14 protein-coding genes are annotated in these 13,580 nt (G+C 69.8%); 10 read left to right on the top strand and 4 right to left on the bottom strand.

Annotation, left to right across the window (positions count from 1 at the left end; all coding sequences use genetic code 11):
* Nucleotides 1-55 precede the first annotated feature (55 nt).
* On the top strand, nucleotides 56-229 hold the full coding sequence (locus ACYVGI_RS10820; RefSeq protein ID WP_082581279.1) for a DUF3117 domain-containing protein: 174 nt from the start codon (nucleotides 56-58) through the stop codon (nucleotides 227-229).
* A gap of 159 nt (nucleotides 230-388) precedes the next feature.
* Here ACYVGI_RS10820 and ACYVGI_RS10815 read toward each other — a convergent pair whose 3' ends face one another.
* The gene (locus ACYVGI_RS10815) at nucleotides 389-1,021 is read right to left on the bottom strand and encodes an O-methyltransferase (RefSeq protein ID WP_460632629.1); all 633 of its coding nucleotides are present in this window, start codon (nucleotides 1,019-1,021) and stop codon (nucleotides 389-391) included.
* A gap of 83 nt (nucleotides 1,022-1,104) precedes the next feature.
* On the opposite strand from ACYVGI_RS10815, the gene ACYVGI_RS10810 reads away from it, so the two are divergent.
* The 3 genes from ACYVGI_RS10810 to ACYVGI_RS10800 all read left to right on the top strand — a co-directional run bounded on the left by ACYVGI_RS10810 (nucleotide 1,105) and on the right by ACYVGI_RS10800 (nucleotide 4,442).
* Nucleotides 1,105-1,479, top strand: coding sequence for a Sec-independent protein translocase family protein (locus ACYVGI_RS10810; RefSeq protein WP_460632628.1), 375 nt, complete (start codon nucleotides 1,105-1,107; stop codon nucleotides 1,477-1,479).
* 82 nt (nucleotides 1,480-1,561) lie between these two features.
* Nucleotides 1,562-2,938 carry an MFS transporter gene (locus ACYVGI_RS10805; protein WP_460632627.1) on the top strand — a complete coding sequence of 459 codons (1,377 nt, stop codon included), beginning with the start codon at nucleotides 1,562-1,564 and terminating at the stop codon, nucleotides 2,936-2,938.
* Nucleotides 2,925-4,442 (top strand): pyridoxal phosphate-dependent decarboxylase family protein, encoded by a 1,518-nt coding sequence (locus ACYVGI_RS10800; protein ID WP_460632626.1) that lies wholly within the window; start codon nucleotides 2,925-2,927, stop codon nucleotides 4,440-4,442. The genes ACYVGI_RS10805 and ACYVGI_RS10800 overlap by 14 nt, the downstream gene beginning before the upstream one ends.
* An 81-nt stretch (nucleotides 4,443-4,523) precedes the next feature.
* On the opposite strand, the gene ACYVGI_RS10795 is transcribed toward ACYVGI_RS10800, so the two are convergent.
* The 3 genes from ACYVGI_RS10795 to ACYVGI_RS10785 are packed head-to-tail and all read right to left on the bottom strand — an operon-like array spanning nucleotide 4,524 to nucleotide 7,492.
* Nucleotides 4,524-5,666: an Mrp/NBP35 family ATP-binding protein gene (locus ACYVGI_RS10795; protein ID WP_460632625.1), complete on the bottom strand. Its 1,143-nt coding sequence runs from the start codon at nucleotides 5,664-5,666 to the stop codon at nucleotides 4,524-4,526.
* Nucleotides 5,659-6,180: a DUF1003 domain-containing protein gene (locus ACYVGI_RS10790; RefSeq protein ID WP_460632624.1), complete on the bottom strand. Its 522-nt coding sequence runs from the start codon at nucleotides 6,178-6,180 to the stop codon at nucleotides 5,659-5,661. Before ACYVGI_RS10790 ends, ACYVGI_RS10795 begins: the two co-directional genes overlap by 8 nt.
* Nucleotides 6,167-7,492, bottom strand: coding sequence for a magnesium transporter MgtE N-terminal domain-containing protein (locus tag ACYVGI_RS10785; protein ID WP_460632623.1), 1,326 nt, complete (start codon nucleotides 7,490-7,492; stop codon nucleotides 6,167-6,169). The genes ACYVGI_RS10790 and ACYVGI_RS10785 overlap by 14 nt, the downstream gene beginning before the upstream one ends.
* 56 nt (nucleotides 7,493-7,548) lie before the next feature.
* On the opposite strand from ACYVGI_RS10785, the gene ACYVGI_RS10780 reads away from it, so the two are divergent.
* The 6 genes from ACYVGI_RS10780 to dhaK all read left to right on the top strand — a co-directional run bounded on the left by ACYVGI_RS10780 (nucleotide 7,549) and on the right by dhaK (nucleotide 13,568).
* Nucleotides 7,549-8,160: a YflT domain-containing protein gene (locus ACYVGI_RS10780; RefSeq protein ID WP_460632622.1), complete on the top strand. Its 612-nt coding sequence runs from the start codon at nucleotides 7,549-7,551 to the stop codon at nucleotides 8,158-8,160.
* Between the two features lie 135 nt (nucleotides 8,161-8,295).
* Nucleotides 8,296-10,119 (top strand): GAF domain-containing protein, encoded by a 1,824-nt coding sequence (locus ACYVGI_RS10775; protein ID WP_460632621.1) that lies wholly within the window; start codon nucleotides 8,296-8,298, stop codon nucleotides 10,117-10,119.
* Nucleotides 10,120-10,214: 95 nt separating this feature from the next.
* Complete coding sequence (locus ACYVGI_RS10770; protein WP_460632620.1) at nucleotides 10,215-11,075, top strand: class II fructose-bisphosphate aldolase; 861 nt, start codon at nucleotides 10,215-10,217, stop codon at nucleotides 11,073-11,075.
* Between the two features lie 3 nt (nucleotides 11,076-11,078).
* Complete coding sequence (locus ACYVGI_RS10765; protein ID WP_460632619.1) at nucleotides 11,079-11,891, top strand: HAD-IA family hydrolase; 813 nt, start codon at nucleotides 11,079-11,081, stop codon at nucleotides 11,889-11,891.
* Entirely contained in the window at nucleotides 11,888-12,541 is a 654-nt protein-coding gene (gene dhaL, locus ACYVGI_RS10760) for a dihydroxyacetone kinase subunit DhaL (protein WP_460632618.1), read from the top strand. Before ACYVGI_RS10765 ends, dhaL begins: the two co-directional genes overlap by 4 nt.
* A gap of 31 nt (nucleotides 12,542-12,572) precedes the next feature.
* Nucleotides 12,573-13,568: a dihydroxyacetone kinase subunit DhaK gene (gene dhaK, locus ACYVGI_RS10755; protein ID WP_460632617.1), complete on the top strand. Its 996-nt coding sequence runs from the start codon at nucleotides 12,573-12,575 to the stop codon at nucleotides 13,566-13,568.
* The last annotated feature ends 12 nt before the right edge of the window (nucleotides 13,569-13,580 follow it).

The raw sequence follows: 13,580 nt of genomic DNA, 5'->3' as shown, positions 1-13,580 counted from the left end.
CACCCGTCCGCCCCGATGACAGATAATAGACATACATCCACGAAAGGGGAGCTGCATGGCGGCCATGAAGCCGAGGACCGGGGACGGGCCAATGGAGGCTGTGAAGGAGGGTCGGCTCATTATCGTGCGGGTGCCGCTCGAAGGTGGGGGACGGCTCGTCGTCTCCGTCAACGACGCGGAAGCCAAAGAACTTCACGATGCTCTCGCGAGCGTCGTGACGACCTCCTAGCGCACACGAACGACTACCCGAAGAACGGGCCCCCGACGGGGCCCGTTCTGCGTTTCCGGATGCGTCTGCGCCCTGCCCAACACATCGAGTGGTCCCGAATTGCCGTGCGCCCCGTGACGACGCGGCAATTCGGGACCACTCGATGGAGCGAGCAGCGCGCTACGGCGTGAGCTTGGTGAGCTGGAGGAGGCCGTCGCCGGCGGGAGAGAGGGCGGCGATGACGGCGCCGGATGCTGCGGTCTCGGTGATGAGGGTGCGGAAGCCGGTCGCCACGTCGTCCCTGGCGGCCGGGTCTGCGACGCGTCCCTTCCACAGGGCGTGCGCCACGAGCACGGTGCCGCCGGGGCGGGCGAGCCGCAGCCCGTGCTCGACGTACTCGATCACGGATGCGGGGTCGGCGTCGACGAATACGATGTCGTAGGAGTTCTCGTTCATGCGGGGGAGCACATCCAGTGCCCTGCCGGTGATGAGGCGCACCCGGTTGGATGCGATCCCGGCCTCGGTGAAGAACCCGCGGGCGTGCTGCTGGTGGTCCACCTCGGCGTCGATCGAGGTGAGCTGCGCGTCCGTGCCGCCTGTGAGAAGCCACAGGCCGGACACGCCCACGCCGGTGCCGATCTCGACGATGCTCTCCGCTGCCGTGGCGGCGACCACGATCGCCGCCTGCGCGCCGATGCTCGGCGCGATCGGCTCGATGCCCAGTTCGAGCGACTGCTGGCGTGCGCGCGCGATGACGTCGCTCTCGACGATGACGTCGTCGGCGAACTTCCAATTCGAATCTTTGTCAGACACAGTGCTCCCGATGCTCTCTCGACCCAGGATACGGCTCCGACGCACAGCGTCACCGCAGGCGCGACCGCGATACCCTTGAGTTCGTGTTCGGTCTGACTTTCGACAAGTTGCTCATCGTGGCGGTGATCGCTGCGTTTCTGCTCGGCCCCGAACGCCTTCCGACCTACGCTGCCAAGCTCGGCAAGTTCACCAGGTCGCTCCGCGATTTCGCCAACGGCGCCAAATCCCGGATGCGCGACGAGATGGGTCCCGAGTTCGACGAGGTCGACTGGAAAAAGCTCGACCCGCGTCAGTACGACCCTCGCCGCATCATCCGCGAGGCCCTGCTCGACGATCCCGCGGCAGCAGCCACGGTCACCGAGAGCGCGATCAAGCCGGTGACCGAGTCGGCGTACGCGCAGCGCAAGCGCAAGCTCGAGGCAGGCGCCGTCCCGCCGTTCGACGCCGAATCCACCTGAGCAGAATCCGCCCGCCAGAATCCGCGCCAGAATCCCCGCCTGAATCCTCCTGGGCGCCTCCCGCATCCAATACGATGCGGGAATGATCGCAACGGAGCAGACGGTCGCGCGCGCGACGGTCACCCGCTACGCCATCGGCTCGCTGGGCACGGGTGGTTTCTCCACCCTTCCCGGCCTCGTGCTGGTCTACTACCTCACGGACTCGCTGGGCGTCGCCGCGATCGTGGCCGGCCTGGTCGTGACGCTCGCCAAGGTCTGGGACGTGGTGATCGACCCGGTGATCGGCGCCCGCTCCGACCGGATGCTCGCCGTCGGGGGGTCGCGACGCCCGATGATGGTGCTCGGCGCCGTCGCCCTGCCGGTGTTCTTCCTGCTGACCTTCGCCGTGCCGGGCGGCACGCCGCAGCCGCTGGCAGCCCTGTGGGTGTTCCTGGCGTTCCTGCTGACCGCGACGGCGTTCAGTCTGTTCCAGGTGCCGTACATCGCGCTGCCCGCCGAGCTGGCGTCCGGCTACGACCAGCGGACCAGGCTGCTGACCTGGCGCGTGGTGGTCCTCACCTTCGCGATCCTGCTGTTCGGCGCCGGCGGCCCCGCGCTGCGGTCGCTCGGCGGTGACGACAGCTTCGCCGGATACTTCCTGATGGCGCTCGTCGCCGGTGTGGTGATCGGGGCGGGGATGCTCGTGTCGGCGTTCGTGGCGCCGCGCGGGCCCGCATCCACGGTCGTGCCGCCGAAGGTGGGCGTCCTGACGACGCTGCGCACCAATTACGCGGCCGGGGTGAGGGCTCTGCGGGACAGCCAGCCGTTCCGCGCGCTGCTGCTGACCTTCCTGCTGCAGGGTCTCGCGACCGGGCTGATGCTGGCGGGCGCGAACTACGTGGCAACCTGGGTGCTGCACTCCGAGGACGCCGTGACGTTCCTGTTCGTCGCGCTGATCGGCCCTGCGCTGATCGTGACGCCGCTCTGGGGCGTCGTCTCGCGGCGGATCGGCAAGGAGCGCGGCTTCGTCGCCGCGAGCATCCTGTTCGGGGTGGCGGCGCTGTCGATGCTGCTGCTGCTCTGGTTCCCCGGCGCGTGGGTGTACGCGCCCGTCGCGCTGGTCGGGGCCGGATACGCCGGGATGCAGTCGCTGCCGATGGCGATGCTGCCCGACGTCATCTCCCACGACGCCACCCGCAACGGGCCGGGGAGAGCCGGGACGTTCGGCGGTATGTGGACGGCAGGGGAGACGACGGGGATGGCGCTCGGAGCGACCGTGCTGACGATCATCCTGGCGCTGACCGGATACGTCTCCAGCATCGTGACGACGAAGTCGCACTACTACGATGTCCAGCCCGCCAGCGCCGTCGCGGGCATCGTGATCGGCTTCAGCATCGTGCCCGCCGCGATCGTGGCGCTCAGCCTCATCCCGCTCTCCCGGTACCGACTGCGCAAGGAGGACATCGATGGTCGCGTTTGACTCTGCGGCGATCCTGGGGCGGCTGGCCGCGCTCAGGGCGGCGGACGCCCCGACCCACGGCGGGCGGGTGCTGAGCTACGTCTACGACTCCGGCCTCGCCGAGGTGGACGAGCTCGCTGCGCAGGCGATGCGGCTGGTGCAGCCGGTCAACGGGCTCGACCCGACCACGTTCACCTCTGTCGCGGTGATGGAGCGCGAGGTGCTCGGCTTCGCACGGGAGCTGCTGAACGGCGCCGACGATGTGGTGGGGTCCGTCACCTCGGGAGGCACGGAGTCGTGCCTGCTCGCGGTGAAGACCGCGCGCGACCTCTGGCGGGCGGCGGGAGGAACGGGACGGGCGCGGATGGTCGCGCCGGTGACGGTGCACGCGGCGTTCCAGAAGGCGGCGCACTACTTCGACGTCGCGCTGGAGCTGGTCCCCGTGCATCCGGAGACCGGGATGGTGGACGCTTCCGCCATCGTCGACCGGCTGGGGCCGGACGTGGCGCTCGTCGTGGTCTCGGCGCCCGCCTATCCGCTCGCGACGCTCGATCCGGTGGAAGAGGTCGCCTCCGCGTGCGCGGCGGCGGGCATCGCCTGCCACGTGGATGCGTGCATCGGCGGCTGGATCCTGCCGTTCTGGCGCGCGGCGGACGGCTCGCCCCTGCCGCTCTGGGATTTCCGCGTGCCTGGCGTGACCAGCATCTCGGCCGACCTGCACAAGTTCGGCTACGCGCCGAAGGGAGCGAGCGTCCTGCTCCAGCGCGGTCGCGACCGGCAGCGGATGCAGTACTTCGCCACCACGGGCTGGCCCGGCTATCCCGTGGTCAACCCGACGATGCTGGGCTCCAAGTCTGCCGGCGCGCTCGCGGCGTCGTGGGCGATCGTGCAGGCTCTCGGGGCGCGCGGGTTCGCCGAGCTGGCGGAGTCCTGCCGTCGTGCGACCAGGGCCTTGACCGATATCGTCGGCGACATCGAGGGGCTGCGGATCGTCGGCGACCCCGTCGGGCCGCTGCTCGCGGTCGCCACGGACGAGTCCGTTCCGCCCGAGCGCCGGGTCGACCCGCACCACTGGGCGGACAGGGCAGGGCGCCGCGGCTGGCACCTGCAGTTGCAGCCGGGGCTGGTGCAGTCGGACGGCACGCGCCTGGCCCACACCACGCACCTCACGATCACCCCGGTGACCGAAGAGCGCGTGGACGAGCTGGAGGCGGCTCTGCGCGCATCCGCGGACGAGGTGCGCGGGGTGCCGCGCGTCGACCCCGCCGCGATCCTCGGGGCGCTTCCGCCCGGGCTGGCGGACGGGCCGGCAGACGGGCCGTCGGACGGGCCGCTGGACGCCGAGACCGCCTGGGGCGTCCTCCAGTCGATCGGGCTGGCCGGCGCGAGCGACGACGCCTCCGGCGCGCGTCTGCCGGACGACCTGGCGCCGTTCCTGGCGCTGATCGAGGCGCTGCCGCGACCGCTCACCGAGCGTCTCCTGATCGAGCTCCTCGCCCGGATCGTGGAGCCGACCGAGAGCTGACGCCGCGCATCCCATCGAGTGGTCCCGAATTGCCGCGCGCACGTGTGTCGCAACGGCAATTCGGGACCACTCGTTGCCGGGTCAGACCACCGAGATCCCGAGCTTGCGCCCGGACAGCCCGCGCGCCCTGGTGGCGAGGCGGTCGGCCACCGAGCGGATCGCCTCTGCTGCCGCATCCGCGGGGTCGGTGACAACGATGGGCGCTCCGGTGTCGCCTCCCGCTCGCAACGGGATGCTCAGCGGCACGGAGGCGAGCAGCGGCACCTGCTCGTTCTGCCCGGCGGAAAGCCTGCGCGCGACCTCCGCGCCGCCTCCGCTGCCGAACAGGTCGAGCACCGTGCCGTCCGGCTGGGGGAGCCCCGCCATGTTCTCGATGACGCCGATGACCCGCTGACCGGTCTGCCTGGCGAGCACCCCGCTGCGCTCCGCGACGTCGGCAGCGGCCGGCTGCGGGGTGGTCACCACGATCACCTCGGCGTTCGGCAGGAGCTGGCCGACCGAGATCGCCACGTCTCCGGTGCCGGGAGGAAGGTCGAGCAGGAGCACGTCGAGGTCGCCGAAGAACACGTCGCCGAGGAACTGCTGGATGGTGCGGTGCAGCATCGGCCCGCGCCAGGCGACCGCCGCAGACGGGGAGTCCACGAACATCCCGATCGACACCACCTTCACGCCGTATGCGACAGGGGGCAGGATCATGTCGTCCACGCGGGTCGGGCGGTGGGCCACGCCGTCGGCGTCGGTGAGGCCGAGGATGCCGGGGATGGAGAAGCCGTGCACGTCGGCGTCCACGATCCCCACCCGCAGGCCACGCTCCGCGAGCGCGACGGCGAGATTGGCCGTGACGGTCGACTTGCCGACGCCGCCCTTGCCGCTGGTCACGGCGTACACCCTGGTGAGCGAGTCCGGCCCGAACTGCTGAGCCCGGGATGCGCGCCCGCCCCGAAGCTTCTCGGTGAGCGCCCTGCGCTCCTCCTTCGACATCACGGTCACGTCGACCGTCACGCCGGTGACGCCCGGCACGCTCGCGGTGGCGGTGCGCACATCCCGTTCGATCGTGTCGGCGGCCGGGCAGCCGACGATGGTCAGCTTGACGCAGACGGTCGCGTGGCCGGACGGGTCGACGGTGACTTCGCCGACCATGTCGAGCTCGGTGATCGGCTTGCGGATCTCGGGGTCGAGCACGCCGCCGAGGGCGCGCCTGACCGTCTCCGGCAGGTCAGACACGCGCCTGCTCGCTGTCGTCCTCGCGCCTGTCCAGGTCGTCGAGGAGGGCGCGCAGTTCGGCGCGGATGAAGTCCTTGGTCGCCATGTCCTTGATCGCGAGCCGCAGCGCCACGACCTCGCGTGCCAGATACTCGGTGTCGGCCAGGTTGCGCTCGGCGCGCTGCCTGTCCTGCTCGATCTGCACCCGGTCGCGGTCGTCCTGCCTGTTCTGGGCGAGCAGGATGAGGGGAGCGGCGTACGACGCCTGCAGCGACAGCACCAGCGTCAGGGCGATGAAGCCGAGCGAGATGGAGTCGAAGCGCCAGGCGAGCGGCGCGAGCGTGTTCCAGCCCATCCAGAAGATGACGAACACGGTGAGCCCGAGGATGAACCACGGGGTTCCCATCGCGCGGGCGATCCACTCGGTGAACCGGCCGAAGCGGTCGTTGTTGTCGACCGTGCCGCGGCGGGGGATGACGGTCGTGCGGAGGCCTTTTGGCGCATCCAGTCTGGTGTCCTGCTTACCTCGTGCCATTGCCGCCCCTCCTTCCGTTCACAATGCGGATACTGCCGGTCTGATCGGAGACGGGCGCGCGTTTCACGAGCTCGTCTTCGTCGTCGCGACTTCGCCAGTCGTCTGGCAGCAGGTAGTCGAGGATGTCGTCAATGGTCACCACCCCGACCAGTCGGTGGTTGTCGTCCACGACGGGGACGGAGACCAGGTTGTAGCTCGCCAGGATGCGCGACACCTCGGCAGCGGACGTGTTGGCGGTCACCGGCTCCAGGCTCGGGTCGAGCAGGGTGCCGAGACGGACGTGCGGCGGGTAGCGGAGCATCCGCTGGAAGTGCACGACGCCGAGGAACCGCCCGGTGGGGGCCTCGTACGGCGGCAGGGTCACGCAGACCGCGGCTCCGAGCGCCGGGGCGAGTTCGTGCCTGCGGATGAGGGCGAGTCCCTCTGCGACGGTGGCGTCGGCGGAGACGATGATCGGCTCTGTGGTCATCAGGCCGCCCGCGGTGTCCGGCGCGTAGCTCAGGAGCATCCGCACGTCCTCCGCCTCCTCCGGCTGCATCAGCTCCAGCAGGTGCTCCCCGCGCTCGTCGGAGAGCTGAGCGATGAGGTCGGCGGCGTCGTCCGGCTCCATCTGGTCGAGCACGTCGGCCGCACGGTCGTCGTCCAACTGGGCGAGGATCTGCACCTGCTCGCTCTCCGGCATCTCTTCGAGCACGTCGGCGAGCCGGTTGTCCGGCAGTTCCTCCGCGACTTCGAGCATCCGCTGCTGGGGCAGGTCGAGGAGGGTGTTGGCGAGGTCGGCCGGTTTCAGCTCGGAGTATGTCGCGATGAGCTGCTCGGCGGACTGCGCCTCGCCGCGCGCCTGCTTCTCGCGCACGTCGTTCCAGGCGGCGAACGTGGTCGGGCCCTTGCCGAACGGTGACGAGCCGGTCTTCGGGCGGCGCACGAACAACTGGCTGATCGCCCACTCGCCCGTCGACGACTCCTCGATCGCGACGTCCTCGATGGTCGCCTCGCCGCTGCCGTCCGCGAACAGCACCTTGCGGCCGAGCATCTCGGCGATCACGCGCACCTCGCCGCCGCGCTGCTCGAACCGCCGCACGTTGATGAGACCGGTCGTAATGATCTGACCGCTGCCGATGCTGGTCACGCGGCCGATCGACACGAACACGCGGCGCTTGCCCGGGATCTCGACGATCAGGCCGACGACGCGCGGCGGATCGCTTTTTCGATAGACCACCAAGACGTCGCGCACTTTGCCGACCCGGTCGCCTGCCGGGTCGAAAACGGTGCACCCGGCCAAACGGGCGACGAACACTCTGGTGGCACTCACATGTAATAACTTAAGCCCTCCAGACGTGAGCCGCCTGCGGATGGAAGAATGGAGCGATGAGCAGTCAGAGCCCGCTAGGCGGACGCACCCGTGCCCTGTTCCCCACGCTGCCGCGCGGAGAGGTCGTCGCGACGTACGAAACGTACCCGGAGGCGCAGCAGGCGGTGGATGTTCTGGCCCGCGCCGACTTCCCCGTGGACAAGGTCTCGATCGTCGGAAGCGACCTGAAGAGCGTCGAGCGGGTCACAGGGAAGCTGACCTGGGGGCGCGTCGCCGTGGCCGGTGCGGCATCCGGCGCCTGGCTCGGCATCTTCTTCGGACTGCTGCTGGTGATCTTCTCGCCGCAGGTCAGTTTCGCGTTCGTGATCGCCGCCGTACTGATCGGCGCCGGATTCGGGATGCTGTTCGGCATCGTGTCGTACGCGATCAACCGTCGCCGCCGCGACTACACCTCGGTGATGCAGGTGATCGCGACCAGCTACTCGGTGCTCGTGGACTCGGAGCTCGTCAACCGCGCCCGCAACCTGATGCAGGGCGGAACGGACGGCGGACGGGAGGCGCCCGTCGCGCATCCCGCCGACCCGCCGCCAGCTCCGCACCCGAGCGACCCGCCGCCAGCGCCGCCAGCGCCGCCTGCGCCGCCGGCGCCACCAGCCGACCCCCGCTGACCGTCGAGTGGTCCCGAATTGCCGTGCCGCCGCGTGCGCACACGGCAATTCGGGACCACTCGTTGTTTCTGGGCGCCCGGAAGGCGCATGATGAACTCGGCACGCCTACCCGGCACGACATCACCGAGGATCGTCATGAAGGAAGCCGCAGACCAGGACGTTCCGAGCTCGGACGCGATCCGGGACCGGTTCGACACCCTGTCAGCACTCGCAGGAGACCTGGCAGGGCATTTCGCCGTCGAACCGCTGCTGGAGCGCATCCTGCGCCACACCCTGCACCTGCTGGACTGCGACAGCGGCTCGATCTGCACCGTCGACGAGACCGCGGGCACATACCGCAAGGACGCCGACCTCGGCGTCGGCTGCCAGTCCGGGCAGACCTTCCCACTGGACGAGGGCGTCACCGGAGAGGTCGTCCGCGCGCGCCGCACCGTCGTGTTCGACGAGTACGCCGATGTGCGGGGCGGCCACATCACCGGAAGCGACCGCGCCAGACTGCACGCCACGATCGGCGTGCCGATCCGGTGGAACGACGCGATCATCGGGGCGCTCGTGCTGTTCAGCCGTGACCGGGCCAGACGGTTCGGCTCTGCGGACGCCGCCCTCCTGGAGAGCTTCGCCGCCCACGCGGCCATCGCCATCACGAACGCGCGGCTGTTCGCCATCGCCGAGCAGCGCGCACGGGAGGCCGCAGTCGCGTCCGAGCGCGAACGGGTGGTCAGGGATGTGCACGACACGGTGGGGAGGGGACTCGCCGACATCCTGCTCAACATCGACGAGGCCGAGCGCAGGCTCGCCACAGGCGGCGACCCTGCCGTCGCCCTCGGTCAGGCCCGCGTCGCCGCCCGCTCCGCCCTCAGTGAGACCCAGCGCACGGTGCTCGGCCTGGGGCCCGAGCAGCTCGACGGCCACTCGCTCAGCGAGGCCATCGCACTCGAGCTCGCCTGGGCGGAGTCCGCCGCCGGACTCCGCACCGAGCTGGTCGCCGTCGGAGAGCCCGGTCTGCTCTCGGCGGAGACGGCCAGGCAGCTCTTCCGGATCGTGCAGGAGTCGCTGACGAACGTGGTCGAGCACGCCGGCGCATCCACCGTCAGGGTCGGCATCGTCTACGGGGAGACCGACGTGACGGCGATCGTCGACGACGACGGCCGCGGGTTCGACGTGGCCGGCCTCGCCGACGCGCCGCGCCGCCCGCTGCGCGGTCTCGGCCTGCAGGGGCTCGCTGCCCGCGCGCAGCACGTCGACGGGACGGTGCACATCGAGTCCACGCCCGGCTGGGGCACCAGGGTGCGCGCCGAGCTGCCGGTGCGGCCGGTGGAGCGCGACGAGCAGACGCACGCGCGCTGGCGCGTCATGGTCGTGCACGCGAGCGCCGTCATCCGGTCGGGGCTGGTCAGGATGCTCGCCCTCGCCGAGCCGGAGATCCAGGTTGTGGCGGAGGTCGCTGACGCGGAGAGCGCCGTGGAGGCCTACGACCTGCTGCGCCCGAACGTCGTGCTCGCAGACCTCGACCTGCCGCACGTCGACGGCGTGCAGCTCACCTCGTACCTGCGCGCGGCCGACCAGAAGGCACGGGTCGTGCTGCTGATCAGGGCGGTCGCCGACGACCGGCTGCTCGGTGCGACGGGCGTCGGAGCCGTCGGGTTCGTCGAGCAGAGCGCCGACGCTGCCGCCATCGCGCGCAGCGTCGTCGCCGCCGCCAGGGGCGACCTGCTGCTGAGCCCGGAGTTCCTCAGCAGGTACAGCGTCTCGTTGACCGGGGGAGGAGCCGACGACGCCTTCACCCCGCGGGAGCGAGAGGTGCGCGCCCTGGTGCAGCTCGGCCGGCCGGACAAGCAGATCGCGGCCGAACTGCACATCTCGGTGAAGACGGTCGAGAAGCACGTCGGCTCGCTGCTGCGGAAGACCGGCGCGGCCAACCGCACGGCGCTCGCCGGTCTGCGCGCTCAGCGCGACTGAGCCGGGCGGGAGATCCCTACGTGCGGGGTAGGGGGATCCCCGTGTCGGCGACGGGCTGCGCCTGCATACGCTGGCAGCGGATCGAGGAGGTCGCCATGCCCGTCGTGTCGCTGAAAGAGATCGTGGACCGCGCGTTCACCGAACGCTACGGAGTGCCCGCGATCAACATCGTCAACGACCTCACCCTCGAGGCCGTGCTCGCCGGGGCAGTGGATGCGCGTTCCCCCGTCATCGTGCAGACCTCCGTGAAGACGGTGAAGTCGATCGGCTCCGACGTCCTGTTCGCGATGTGGACGGCGATGACGAAAGACATCGACGTGCCCGTCACCCTGCACCTCGACCACTGCCCGGAGCGCGCCGTCATCACCGAGTGCCTGGACCGCGGCTGGAACTCGGTGCTGTTCGACGCATCCACCTTGACCGTCGAGGAGAACCAGCGGCAGACCGTCGAGGTCGTCGCCGAAGCACGCAGGCACGGCGCGCACGTCGAAGGGGAGATCGAGGCGATCAAGGGCGTGGAGGACGGCATCGGCGCGGACACGGAACCGGCCAGGCAGAGCCTCGACACCGCCATCCGCTTCATCACCGAGACCGGAGTGGACGTGTTCGCGCCCTCAATCGGCAACGCCCACGGCGTGTACTCGGCGACGCCGGAGCTCGACTTCGAGCGGGTCACCGACCTGGTTCAGGCCACGAACATCCCGATCGCCCTGCACGGCGGCAGCGGCATGACCGCGCAGCAGTTCAGTGACCTCATCGCCAGGGGATGCGCGAAGGTCAACATCTCCACGGCGCTCAAGATCGAGTTCATGAAAGCCAACCTCGCCTTCCTGAAACAGGCGGAGGCGGACGACAAATGGGACCCTCCCTCCCTGTTCCGCGACGTGCGCTCGCACATCGTCTCGCTCACCACCGGGCTCGCCGACACGTTCGGCAGCGCCGGGAAGGCCTGGTGAGCCGTGCCGGCGCTCATCTTCGACTGCGATGGCGTGCTCGCGGACACCGAGCGGAACGGCCATCTCCCGGCCTTCAACCGCACGTTCGAGGAGGAGGGCGTCCCCGTGCACTGGAGCGACGACGACTACCGGCAGAAGGTGCTCATCGGCGGCGGCAAGGAGCGCATGGCGAGCATCCTGACACCGGAGTTCGTCGCTGCCAACGGGCTGCCACCGGATGCGGAGGGCCAGGCGGAGCTGCTCGCGCGCTGGCACAAGCGCAAGACGGCGCTCTACACCGAGCTGGTCGAGTCCGGCGCTCTTCCGGCGAGGCCGGGTATCGCGCGCATCGCCGAGCAGGCCGATGCTGCGGGATGGGCGCTCGCGGTCGCGTCCACCTCGGCTGAGCCCAGCGTGCGCGCGGTGCTCGAACACGCCGTCGGGGAGAGGCTCGCCGCACGGTTCAGCGTGTTCGCCGGAGACATTGTGCCCGCGAAGAAGCCGGCGCCGGACATCTACCTGCTCGCCATCGACAGGCTCGGGATCGGCCCGGACGACGCCGTGGTGATCGAGGACAGCGGCAACGGTGTGCTGGCGGCCGTCGCGGCAGGACTCCGCACGGTCGTGACGGTGAGCACGTACACGGTCGACGAGGACTTCGGCGGCGCATCCATCGTGCTCAGCTCGCTGGGCGACGAGGAGGAGCCCGCGCGGATTATCGACGCGCCAGCCGGTGTCCGGCCCGGCGACCAGGTGACCGTCGACGACATCGCCGCGGTGCTCGCAGCTCCCCGGCCATCGACCGCGCCGGATACGACAGCAGAGGACAGGACATGACGACGCAGAGCTTCAGCGACACCGAGTTCGTGGTCAACACGATCGCCAGGACGGCGGTCGACAACGAGAAGGAGTTCGGCGACCTCGACTCCGTCGTCGGAGACGGCGACTTCGGATTCTCCCTCGCGCGCGGCTTCGAGATCGTGCTCGCCGACTGGGACACATACGATCGCAGCGACATCGGCACCTTCCTGCAGAGGATCGCCGTGGTCATCACCGGACGCATCGGCGGCACCTCAGGGCCGATCTGGGGCACGGCGTTCCTGCGCGGGGCAGCCATCGCGAAAGGCAAGGACGAGCTCGGCGGCGACGAGGTCGTCGCCATGCTCCGCTCCGCGATGGACGGCATCAAAGCCCGCGGCAAGGCCGAACTCGGCGACAAGACCCTGCTCGACGCCATCGCCCCGATGACCGACGCCATCGAGAGCGGTCTGGCCGATGGCGCATCCAGTGACGAGATCGTCGCGCGCGCTGCCACGGCGGCACGGGATGCGGCCGACGCGACGGTCACCATGCAGGCCAGACGCGGCAGGGCCGCATACACGGGCGAGCGCAGCATCGGCTCGCCGGACCCCGGCGCCGTCGCCGTCGCGGTCATCCTCGAACGTCTCGCCTCCACCTGGGCGAGCCGACCTCTGCAGTCCCAGTGAATGACACCGAGCGAAATCCGTGGAGAGAACAATGAAGAAGTTCGTCAACGATCCGCAGCAGTACGTCCCCGAGATGCTCAAGGGCATCGCCCTGGCCAACCCGGACACCCTCCGGTACGTGCCGGAGTACAACCTCATCATGCGCACGGACGCGCCGAAGGAGGACAAGGTCTCGATCATCCAGGGCTCCGGGTCCGGGCACGAGCCGGCGCACGTCCTCACCGTGGGACGCGGGATGCTCGACGGCGCCTGCCCGGGCGACGTCTTCGCCGCGCCGCCGATGGACTACGTCTACGAGACCACCAAGCTGCTCGCGTCGCCCAAGGGCGTGCTGCTGCTGGTGAACAACTACACCGGAGACCGGATGGCGTTCGACATGGCCCAGGAGATGAGCCTCGCCGATGGCGTCAACGTGAAGACCCTGTTCATCGACGACGACGTATCGGTGAAGGACTCCACGTACACGGTCGGCCGCCGCGGCGTCGCGGGGAACTTCTTCGTGATGAAGGCGGTCGGGGCGGCATCGGAGGCTGGGGCGGACCTCGACGAGCTGATCAGGATCGGTGAGAAGGTCAACTCCGTCACCCGCACGATGGGGCTCGCCCTCACCGCCTGCACTCCGCCGGCCAAAGGCTCACCGCTGTTCGAGCTGGGCGACGACGAGATCGAGATCGGAGTCGGCATCCACGGCGAGCCAGGACGACGCCGCGCGAAGATCGAGCCGGCGAACGACCTGGTCGACGAACTCCTCGAACCGGTCATCGCCGACCTGCCGTACGTGAGCGGCGACAGGGTGGCACTGATGGTCAACGGGCTCGGCGGCACGCCGATCAGCGAGCTGTACATCGCGTACGGCTACGCGCACGAACAGCTCGCCGCGCGTGGCATCACCGTCGCCCGCAGCTACGTCGGCGAGTACTGCACGTCGCTCGACATGGCTGGCGCATCCATCACACTGGTGCGGCTCGACGACGAGATCGAGCAGTTGCTGGCCGCGCCGGCCGAGATCGGACTGCACATCTTCTGACGCCTCGCACGC

This window comes from Leifsonia lichenia (assembly GCF_054780215.1).
This window is presented reverse-complemented; position numbering and strand designations above follow the sequence as displayed.